6 protein-coding genes and 1 pseudogene are annotated in these 10,975 nt (G+C 60.7%); 6 read left to right on the top strand and 1 reads right to left on the bottom strand.

Annotated features, from left to right (window positions below; genetic code table 11):
- Nucleotides 1-119: 119 nt before the first annotated feature.
- Nucleotides 120-1,839 (bottom strand): annotated as a pseudogene (locus HT737_RS03470) (hydrogenase maturation protein).
- Nucleotides 1,840-2,135: 296 nt separating this feature from the next.
- Between HT737_RS03470 and HT737_RS03465 the strand changes: the two are divergent.
- The 6 genes from HT737_RS03465 (at nucleotide 2,136) to HT737_RS03440 (ending at nucleotide 10,723) form a co-directional block, all read left to right on the top strand.
- Nucleotides 2,136-2,645: a sigma-70 family RNA polymerase sigma factor gene (locus HT737_RS03465; RefSeq protein ID WP_145598421.1), complete on the top strand. Its 510-nt coding sequence runs from the start codon at nucleotides 2,136-2,138 to the stop codon at nucleotides 2,643-2,645.
- On the top strand, nucleotides 2,642-3,604 hold the full coding sequence (locus HT737_RS03460) for a FecR domain-containing protein (protein ID WP_182401463.1): 963 nt from the start codon (nucleotides 2,642-2,644) through the stop codon (nucleotides 3,602-3,604). The genes HT737_RS03465 and HT737_RS03460 overlap by 4 nt, the downstream gene beginning before the upstream one ends.
- Nucleotides 3,605-3,797: 193 nt before the next feature.
- A complete protein-coding gene (locus HT737_RS03455; protein ID WP_182401461.1) occupies nucleotides 3,798-6,719 on the top strand; it encodes a TonB-dependent receptor in 2,922 nt (973 codons plus the stop codon).
- 269 nt (nucleotides 6,720-6,988) lie between these two features.
- Nucleotides 6,989-7,465, top strand: a complete 477-nt coding sequence (locus tag HT737_RS03450) for an MbcA/ParS/Xre antitoxin family protein (RefSeq protein WP_182401459.1) — start codon at nucleotides 6,989-6,991, stop codon at nucleotides 7,463-7,465.
- Nucleotides 7,462-7,965, top strand: a complete 504-nt coding sequence (locus tag HT737_RS03445) for an RES family NAD+ phosphorylase (RefSeq protein ID WP_047291422.1) — start codon at nucleotides 7,462-7,464, stop codon at nucleotides 7,963-7,965. Before HT737_RS03450 ends, HT737_RS03445 begins: the two co-directional genes overlap by 4 nt.
- Before the next feature lie 115 nt (nucleotides 7,966-8,080).
- Nucleotides 8,081-10,723, top strand: a complete 2,643-nt coding sequence (locus tag HT737_RS03440; RefSeq protein WP_182401457.1) for a TonB-dependent receptor — start codon at nucleotides 8,081-8,083, stop codon at nucleotides 10,721-10,723.
- The last annotated feature ends 252 nt before the right edge of the window (nucleotides 10,724-10,975 follow it).

Raw genomic sequence — 10,975 nt, 5'->3', positions numbered from 1 at the left:
CCAGTGCCGCCCGACACACCGCCATCGCTGGCAAGCCAGCTCCCACAGGTACTGTGTCGGACGCAGAATCCTGTGGGAGTCTGACTTGCCAGCGATGAGGCCTCAGTGGGCGCTGAAGCTCAACCCGCCAACTCAACCGTGCGCACCCGCGCCCAGTCTTCCACCAGCCGCGCCGGCGTGCCGCAGGCCTTGCGCTTGTAGACGAAGTGGCTGCACTTCTCGGCAAACTGGTTGCGGTTGTAGAGCATGTCTTCCTGCATTTCCTGCAGTTCGTTTTCCCGGCATTGCTCGATCAGTACCTGATCAACCCGCAATTTGCGCTCACGCACGGCGGCATAGGTCGGGTCGGTCAATGTCGCGTTGGCCCGTTGCAGCAACCACAACGAAAACTCGTCCGGGCAGCGCGGACCGATCTCCTGGACCATGCCCAGTTGCAGCGCCTGCGTGGCGCTGATTGGCAGGCAGGCCTGGGTCAGTTGTTCGGCCACCGTCGGGCCGACGGCGCGGGGCAGGCTGTAGGTCCAGTATTCCGAGCCATACAGGCCCATGCTTTTGTAATGCGGATTGAGCACGATGTCGGCCCGGGCAAACACGATGTCGGCGGCCAGTGCGAGCATCACGCCGCCGGCTCCGGCATTGCCGGTCACGCCGCTGACCACCAGTTGCTGCGCGCTGAGCAGCTCGGCGCAGACATCGTCGATCGCCTGAATATTGGCCCAGGCCTCGGCGCCCGGATCCTGCGCGGCCTGGATCACGTTCAGGTGCACACCGTTGGAAAAACTGCCGCGCCCGCCCTTGATCAACAGCACGCGGGTGTCCCGCGATTTGGCCCAGCGCAGCGCTTCGACCATACGCTGACACTGTTCGGTACTCATCGCGCCGTTGTAGAACTCGAAGGTCAGCTCCCCCGACATGCCCGGATTCACGGTAGCGGATCGGCTGATACGCCTCCTCATTGAACGGCTCGCGGGCGATTGACCAGTCGAGCGTCGGCACGTCGGCCAGTTGCCCGGCCAGCACGTGCCGCGCCGGTTGCTTGAAGGTTTCTTCGCCGGGCAGTGGTTTGCGCCGCAACGAACCGATCCACAGGCTGTGATCACCGGTGGCAACCAGCACCGCGTCATCATGCACCGCGAGGATCTTGCCGGGAATGCCGGTGCGTTGATCAAGGTGCGCGTCGTACACGTAATACTGCCCGCCGGCCAGACTCGCCAGTACGCCGGGCTGGCCGTCAGCCGCGTCAATGCAGCGTTTGATGAATCGCGAGCAGTCGTGCCAGCTGAAGGTGCGGTCGGCCTGCTTCATGTTCGGTTGCAGGCGGCCGCGGACTTTGGGATCGCTGTAATCCAGTGCGACAGGGACAAAGCCGTCGATGAATTTTTCGACCACTTCGCGAATACAGCGAATCGCCGCATCGCTGACCCGACCGTTGTACAACTCGGACTTGCGCAAGCCCGGCGGCAGATTGAATTCGCAGGTGGCCCAGACCGGGCCGGCGTCCATTTCCTCCACCGCTTGCAGAGCGGTCACGCCCCAACTTGTCAGTTCATTGGTGATCGCCCAGTCCAGCGCGCTGGCGCCACGATCGCCGACGATGCCCGGATGAATGATCACCACCGGCCGCCGGAGATTGCTCCACAGCGCTTGCGGCACGCGGTCCTTGAGGAACGGGCAGATCACCAGATCGGCGCCGCTGTGCTCGATCTGTTCGCACACCGAAGCCTCGTCGGTGAACACCACGACGCTGGGCGAATGCCCGGCCTGGCGCAGTTCCAGCCAGGCGCGTTGAGTCAGGCCGTTGAAGGCCGAGGACAGCAGAATAATCTTCAGTGATCGCATGGTTTTCTTCCTTGAAAGGGCTGCCGTGGGCTCCTGATGAGCCGTCCCTGGCATTCGATGGAGCGCGCAGATTAGTCAGTGCTGCAGCGCTGGCAACTGATCCCGGTCAACGTTGTGTGAGTCAATATTTCCCCGGCGATGAGGCTCCTTATTCTCAAAGGTTTGACTGTCCTGATTTTTTTATTACTTCAAATGTAAGCAGCGCTATTGCACAGTCGCGCCAGATCAGGAGTCGGACGATCCCGGCAGAACGATGGTTTTTCGCAGCGGGTGGGACCCGTTTCAGGGAGCAAGACATGGGTGATGTTCAAAACCCGCATGACCGGATGATTGGGCAAATGTTCCAAAAGGACTATCGCTGGCTGTGCGCTGCCGTTGGCCGCACGCTGGGTTGCCCGCACAGTGCACAGGACATCGCCTCGGAAACTTTTCTGCGGGTATTGACCCTGCCGGACCCGACCGCGATTCGTGAACCGAGGGCGCTGTTGACCACCATCGCCCGACGGCTGATGTATGAAGGCTGGCGTCGCCAGGACCTGGAACGCGCCTATCTGGAAAGCCTGGCCTTGGCGCCGGAACCGGTGCATCCATCGCCGGAGGAACGCGCGCTGGTGATCGAAGCGCTGTTGGCGGTCGATCGCCTGCTCAATGGCTTGTCGGCCAAGGCCAAAGCGGCGTTTCTCTACCATCAGCTCGACGGTTTGACTTACAGCGAAATCGGCGAACGGCTTGGGGTTTCCACCAGTCGGGTGCAGCAATACATGGTCGAGGCGTTCAAACGCTGCTATCAGGCGATGCAGGCATGAGGCCGGACGACGCGTTGATCGATGAGGCGGCGCAGTGGATGGCGCTGTTGCAGTCCGGTGAAGCCAGCGCTGGCGAGCGTGCGGCGTTCGACGCGTGGCGGGCAGCCGACCCGCGACATCAGCGGATCATCGAACAAATGGACGGCGGTTTGAACCTTCTACGCCATCCGGACTTGCGCAGGCTACCCCGCAACAGTCTGCTGCACAGCCTGAATGCGCCGTCGAGTCGTCGGCGTTTTCTCAGCGGTAGCCTGAGTGTGCTCGGGATTGCCGTGCTGGCCGGATTGCTCGGGCGTCGCTACGGCTGGCTGCCGGAGGCGGGGGAGTTAGCGACCGGCACCGGCGAGCGGCGCGACTTTACCCTGGAAGATGGCAGTGCACTGAGTCTGAATGCCCGCACGCGGGTGGTGGCGCAATTCGATGCGACTCAACGCTTGTTGGCGTTACGCTCGGGTGAGTTGCTGGTGAACGTCGCCAAGGATCCCGCGCGGCCATTCGTGGTCGAGACCGAGCACGGTCGGATGCGTGCGCTGGGCACTAAATTTCTCGTGCAACAGGGCGACGATTTTACGCGGCTGGTGATGCTGCATTCGCAGGTCGAAGTGGTCACCGCCGGCGGTGCACGGCAAGTGGTGGAGGCGGGGGAGAGTCTGCTGTTCAACGCTCAGGACATTCTGGCGCTGGAGCACAGCAACGGACAGGAAAGCGCGTGGGTGCAAGGTCGCCTGGAAGTGCGCGACCGGCCACTGAGCGAAGTGATCGACAGCCTGCGTCGCTATCGCCGGGGCATTCTGCACCTGAGTCCCGATGTGGCCGATCTGCGCCTGAGCGGTCTCTATCCGCTGGACGACAGTGACCGCACTCTGCAATTGCTGGAGCGCTCGCTGCCGATTCGCGTCACATGGCACAACCCTTACTGGGTCAGCATCGAACCCTCAATTCCACCTAACACCCTGTAGGAGCTGCCGCAGGCTGCGATCTTTTGATCTTTAAAAGCGAAAATCAAAAAAGATCGCAGCCTGCGGCAGCTCCTACACAAATGTGTGTGGAGTCCGGTTATAGGTTTATGACTTCTTGGCCTAATCGCCGCCCTATAAAAAGCGCCGGCCCGCTGCTCATTCCCTGCAGACGCCTTCAACAGGGAAGCCCTTGATGATTTCATTCAAACAACAATTACCTCGCCTGACTCTCGCCGCCGCATTGGCGATGGGGCTGGTGCCGATCGCGGTGTATGCGCAGGACTCTGCGGCCCAGGTCTACACCTTCGACATCGCCAGCGGCCCGCTGGATGAGGTTTTGCTGGATATCTCGCGCCAGACCGGCGTACCGATTTCCTTCAGTCAGAATCTGGTGGAGGGCAAACGCAGCAGTGCCGTGCGCGGTGCGTTGGGCGGGCGTCAGGCGGTCGAGAAAGCGTTGCTCGGCAGTGGCTTGCATGTCGAGCAAAGTGCCCAGGGCCTGAGCGTGCGCGAAGGCGCAGCGAGTACGCCGGTAGCGGCCAAAGTCAGCGTCGCGGCCCCGGCCACCAGCGCCGATTACCGCATGGAAAAAGTCACCGTCACCGGCTCGCGAATCGCTCGTGCACAGAGCGATGGCGCGACCCCGGTCAACGTCATCACCCACGAAGAGATGGAAGCGCGCGGCTACAAGAACGTCTATGACGCCTTGGCGACGCAGACGCAAAACACCGGCATGACCCAGGGCGAGGACTACGGCAACACCTGGCAACCGGCGGCCAGCGCGATCAACCTGCGGGGCCTTGGCCCCAATCACACGTTGGTGCTGATCAACGGCCGGCGCGTCGCCGATTACCCGACGCCGTACGACGGCAAAGTCAACTTCACCAACCTGGCGAACATTCCTTCGGCAGTCATCGAACGCATCGAAATTCTCAGCAGCGGCGCTTCGGCAATCTACGGTTCTGACGCGATTGCCGGGGTGGTCAACATCATTCTCAAGAAGCAGATCAATGGCATCGACGTCAATCTCAAGGGCGGTACCAGTGAGCGTGGCGGTGGCGACAATCAGCGCCTGCAAATCAGCGGCGGCGGCAGTTGGGGCGACTTCGACGGCTTGTTCGGCCTGGAGCTGACCAACCGAGATCCGATCTGGGCCGATGATCGCGGCTTCATGCAGAGCGGCCCGCTGGCGGACGTCGGTTACCGTCGCGACCTGAGCAATAACCGCTACCTCGGCCCCGGTTGCGGCGCCTATCAAGGCACCTTCGACAACAAGCTGTTGAACAACGGCGGACGTTGCCGCACCGATCAGATGTACAACGATTACTGGACCATTCAGACGCAAAAGGAAAATTACGACGGCTACACCCGTGGCACCTGGCACTTCAGCGACAGCGGTCAGGTGTTTGCCGACTTGATGTATGGCCTCGATCACATTCAGAACAACACCCGTGGCCCGACGTTCACTTCGCCGGACTTCATCAACCAGAACAGCGGCAATCTCGAGCGCTGGTATCGCCGTTACGGCGAAGAGGAAATCGGTGGCCGCACCAGCAACAACAGCAAATGGACCGACACGTCGTGGACCGGCACCCTCGGCCTCTCGGACAAGATCGCCGACACCGGCTGGCGTTATGACTTGGCGGCCAACCGCTCGGAATATCGCAGTGTTCGCACCACGCGCTACACGCCGCTGTCATCGATTCAGGATTTCTACCTCGGCCCGCAATTGGGCGTGAGTGGTGGTTATCCGGTGTTCGCCCCGGACGCCTCGCGTCTCGATCGTCCGCTGACGCCACAAGAGTGGGAGCAGTTTCGCAGCAACCTGACACAGCGCAGCAAGTCGGTTTCCACCAGCTACAACGCGTCGATCAACGGTGACCTGTTTGACCTGCCGGCCGGCCCGGTCGGATTTGCCGGGGTGCTGGAAGCGGGCAAGCAGGAGTATCGCGTCGACCCGGACGACGGACTGAATGACGGCACTTTCTATGGTGTGAGCCCGGCACAAAGTTCCGGTGGTTCGCGCAAGCGTTACGCCGCCGGTGGCGAGTTCAGCATTCCGGTCACTGACACCGTGCTGGCCACTGCTGCCGGACGTTGGGACCAGTACAAATTCAGTGGCCGCAGCGAGCAGCAGAAAACCTACAACCTTGGGCTGGAGTGGCGCCCGATCACCAGCCTGTTGCTGCGCGGCAGTTACGGCACCAGTTTCCGCGCGCCGGATCTGAATTACATCTACCAGTCCGACAGCAACGGGTACTACCCGGCGCAGATCGACTACTACGGTTGCAGCCAGGGCGTGCAGGGCGCGTGTGATCGCGGGCGGGTCGATTACACCCAGAGCGGCACCCCGAACCTTGAGTCCGAGCGCGGCAAATCCTGGACCTATGGGTTTGTCTGGTCGCCGTCGCGCAATTTCGATTTCTCCACGGATTTCTGGCGCGTAGAGATTGATGACCTGCTGACCACCGTCGATGAAAACCGCCTGTTGCAGCAAGAGAACGAATGCCGCAACGGCACCCAGGACATCAACTCGGCCAACTGCCAGTCGACCCTGGCGCGCATCGACCGCAACCCGGGCAATGCCGCCATCGATCCGAATCAGTTGCAACGGGTGCGGGTCAACGCGATCAACGCCGCCAGCGAGCGGGTCAGTGGTCTGGACCTCAAGAGCAATATCCGCTGGGGCGCCGGCCAGTACGGTGCGTTCAGTTCGGCGCTGGGCTATACCCTGGTGCTTTCGCATTTCTATAAAGAGTCGGACGAGGCGCCGACCCAGGACTGGCGCACATCGCGGACCAATTACGACTGGCGCAGCAAGGTCAACGCCAGTTTGACCTGGGATTACCAGAAGGCCACGGCGACGCTGATGGGCATTCGCTATGGGTCGGTGACCAACGGCGCGGGTGACGGGCGCCTGTCGCCGTGGACGGTGTTCAACGCCAGTGCGCGATACAAACTCAATGACCGCGCCAGCGTCGGGCTGACCGTGAACAACGTGCTCAACCAGATCAAACACGATGACTCGGCTGGCTGGCCGTATTACCCGACCGGTAACTATGACCCGTACGGGCGGCAGTGGTGGCTGGATGTGAGTTATCACTTCGGCAGTTGAGCGCACGGTATTCGTGGGTAATGTCCTACGGAAACAGGTCTGGATTTCGCAGAAGCGGGGATATTTCCGACGACATTCTCAGGTTGGTCGTCGGAAGCGCGATCTATAGCATCGGAGCTGACATTGAAGTCGTAAACGGCTTGGACGCTCAGGCCTCTGATAACGGATGGATTATGCGAACTCCCCACCTCGAATACGAAACGCCTGCTTATTCCCATCGCCTTCACTGGCGCACCGATCGTGCCAGATGCCCCATGGAGGAGGTCACGATGCCCAGCGTCAAGGTACCCCGGCTGACGGGGGTGAAGAGGGCCGAGGGCAGACCTGTCGACTTGCTCGTGAATGGCCGGAACATAGGTGACGATGCCTTTCTGATCGTTGACCTGACCGATGAAGGTTTTGAGCTGAACGATGTCGTCAACATGCTTTCAACCTCTGAGCTTTATCTGCAAGGCGACATGGTCAAACGCATCACCGGCAAGTCGGTCAGCACCGTACGCCGATTACTGAAGGAAGGTAAAACGGTACGGCTTGACCCGCAGCAGAGCGTCGTCGCCTACCAATATGCCTTGGTGCTGGAAAAGGCCACTCGCGCCTTCGGGAGGCAGTCACGGGCCGAGGAGTGGCTGCGCAAGCCCAGCACCTACCTGAACGGTCGCGTCCCCGCGGAGTTTATTCGGCACTCACTGGGGTTTCAGATGGTGGAGCAGTATCTGGGGCAGCTGATATACGGGGTTTACACATGAATCCCTTGCCCTGGGACGAGCACTGGTATGCCTGGCGGCTGGATCCCGAGGTTTATGGCGGGACTTGGGACAGCGGGATGGGTTCAAATCTCAATGGTGGCCGATGGAACAAACCCGGACGACGAGTCGTTTATGCATCGGTCGATCCGTCGTCGGCCATTCTGGAGGTGGCAGCCAATCACAGCTTTGATGCGCTGGACAGTGAACCCTATGTACTCACGTGTTTTGAGGTCATCAACGAAGCAAAAGTGAAAATAGTGCAGCCTGGGGAAGTGCCGAATCCTTACTGGTTGAGCCCCGCCAAACCTTCACCCAATCAACAACTGTTTGCCGATTCGTTATTGGCAGAACATCCGTTTGTACTGATCCCCTCGGCGGCAACCCGCCATTCGTGGAATTTGCTGGTGAGCTGCGAATTGGCGGAGGGCCAGTTCAGGATGGTTTCTCAGGAGCGGTTTGGGCTGGATACCCGGTTGCTGAGGGAGATGGAACTGGTTTGATACACAGCTGGTTTTTTTGCATAACCTCATCACCCAACGGTCTAAATCGGGCTCTATAAAACCCTGCTGTCCATTGCACATCCCTGCATAAACCAAAACGCAGGGATGGCTGTTCATGATCCATTTTTCACCCGTTAGATCCCGTTTGAGCCTGGCCTTGCTGCTGGCGATCAATACCTTGCCGGCAGTTGCTGCCGACGAACCCACGACCCAGCTGCAACGGGTCGAAGTCACCGGCACCGCGATTCGCCGGGTCGATGCGGAAACCGCGGTGCCGGTCACAATCCTGCGAGTTGAAGAATTGCGCGAGCAGGGCGTGAGCACCACAGAAGAACTGGTGAGCCGGATTTCCGCCAACCAGTCCTCGGTCGGCTCCGGCCGCTCAGTGGGTTCGAGCAGCGGCGGGGCGTCGTATGCCGATTTGCGTGGCATCGGCCCGAACAAGACGCTGGTGCTGCTCAATGGCCGGCGCCTGAGCAACAACGCGACCAACGCGATCAATGGGTCCGGGGTTGACCTGAACACTATTCCGTTCGCCGCCATTGATCGCGTCGAAGTGCTACGTGACGGCGCCTCGGCGTTGTACGGCACCGATGCGATCGGCGGGGTGATCAACTTCATCACCAAGACCAGCCTCACCGAAGGCCAGCTCAGCACCAACTACGACACGCCGACTCATGCCGGCGGTGGTGAAAGTCGTAACTTCAGTGGCAGCTGGGGCTTTGGCGATTTGCAGAATGACCGCTTCAACGTGTTCGGTGTGGTCAGTTACGACAAGCAGCAACGCCTGGCTGCCGAGGATCGTGGCTACACCTACAACTATCAGCCCGGACGCGGTCTCGATTACACCTCCGGCACCGCATCGCCGGCGAACTGGAGTCAGGGCCGCAATGCCACCAATCCGCTGGCCGGTTCCGGTTGCAACGCGCCGGGATTGCTGGCACGCAACGGTATTTGCCGCCAGAGCCTGTGGAACTATCTCGATCTGGTACCGGAAACCGAGAAGACTTCGGCGTTCGCCAAAGCCACCGGCAAGCTCGCGGATGACCATAACGTCAGCCTCGAATACTTCTGGGCACGCAACGAAAACCGTACGCAGATCGGCCCTGGCACCTTGATGGGCAATCAGGTCAATCCCGGCACGACGTTCTATCCCGGCAACGGCATTACCCCCGGCCCCAACGGCTTCGCCCTCGACCCGACGCAACCTGTGGATGTGAACTGGCGAGAAACCGCCGTCGGCGCGCGCCAGCATGAAGACGACAACACTGGCCAGCGTTTGTTGTTGAACTTCGATGGCAGCGTGGTGGGTTGGGACTATAACGTCGGTGCGTCGTACAACCAGAACAAAGTGGTGAATGCCATTGAGGCCGGCTACGTCAACGACCGCGCCGTCAGTGCCGGTATCGCCAATGGCATCATCAACCCGTTTGGCGCGCAGACCGCTGCCGGACAGGCGTTGCTGGCGGCCAGCACGGTAGACGGCGATTACTCGACGGCGGTCGGTCGGGTGAAGGCGATTGACGGGCGTGTGAGCCGCGAAATTGGCGATTGGTTCGGCGCCGGCCCGTCGGCGCTGGCGCTGGGTGGCGAATACCGCAAGGAAGATTTCCACCAGGACTTCGCCCAGTTCGCCGCTGATGTGCAAAGCCTGGGTGTCGATCCGAATGCCAGCGTCGCCGGGGATCGCAGCGTCTCGGCGCAATACGCCGAGGTCAACGTGCCGGTACTCGACAGCCTGGAATTGTCCGCCGCCGTGCGCCACGACAAATACAGCGATTTCGGCAGCACCACCAACCCGAAATACTCGTTCCGCTTCCAGCCGTTCAAGGAGCTGGTGGTGCGTGGCGCCTACAGCGAGGGTTTCCGCGCGCCGTCGCTGTACGAGTTGTACAACCCGAACTTCACCACGTTCACCGTCGCCAACTACAACGACCCGCGACTGTGTGCCGGTGGCCATCCGAGCAACGGCGGTATCGCCAACCGCGACTGCGCCCAGCAGTTTTACAGCCGCACCGGTGGCAACACGGACCTGAGCCCGGAAACCGCGCGCAATGTCACCCTCGGTTTCGTCTATCAGCCATTCGAGCGCCTGAGCACCGGGCTGGACTTCTGGTGGATCAACATCGCCAACCAGATCGCCGAATTCCCCGAGTCAGCGGTATTCGAGAACCCGGAACTGTACCCGGATCGCCTGGTGCGCAAGCCTGACGGCTCCATTGATCACATCGTCACGGGGCTGGCCAACCTCGGCAAGATCAAGACCAATGGTGTCGATGTCAGCTTCGATTACCGCCTGCCGAGCACCCCGTACGGCAACTTCGGTATCGGCCTGCAAGGCACCTATGTCAGCCGCTACGAGTATCAGCAGCAACTCAAGGGCGACTACATCGACAAGCTCGGCGATTTTCGTGGCGGCGACTTTTCCTCGGCCGGCGCTGTGGCTCGTTGGCGCCACAGCCTGACCGGCAGCTGGAACTACGGTCCCTACGGGGTGGCGCTGACCAACCGCTACACCAGCGGTTACCACGACTCCGACCGTGAGACTCACGATTACGTCGGCTCGTACAACGTCTGGGATCTGGCCGGCACCTACACCTGGCGCAAAACCCTGAGCGTGACCCTCGGTGCGAAGAACCTGTTCGACCGCGAGCCACCGTTCAGCAACCAGACCTACACCTTCCAGAGCGGCTACGACCCGAAGTACGGCGACCCGTTCGGGCGGACGCTGTACACGCGGGTCAATTACAAGTTCTGACCCGCTCTGTATAGGAGCTGCCGAAGGCTGCGATCTGTTGATCTTCAAAAGTCAAAAGATCGCAGCCTGCGGGAGCGGATTTCATGGAAGGGGCAGGTTTTAGTCACTTATTGATCTAAGCCTGCCCTATAAAAAACGCCGGCCTGTTGCACATCACAGGTAGGCAGGATGTTTGGTGATTGTTCGGGCGTCATCGCTGGCAAGCCAGCTCCCACAGGGATTTGTGAGCACCGCAAAACGTGTGGGAGCTGG

It is taken from the genome of Pseudomonas sp. MD195_PC81_125 (genome assembly GCF_014060985.1).
In the GTDB taxonomy this organism is placed as follows: Bacteria; Pseudomonadota; Gammaproteobacteria; order Pseudomonadales; family Pseudomonadaceae; genus Aquipseudomonas; species Aquipseudomonas parakoreensis.
Note: the sequence above shows the minus strand (reverse complement) of the source record. Positions and strands in the feature narration are given on the sequence as shown.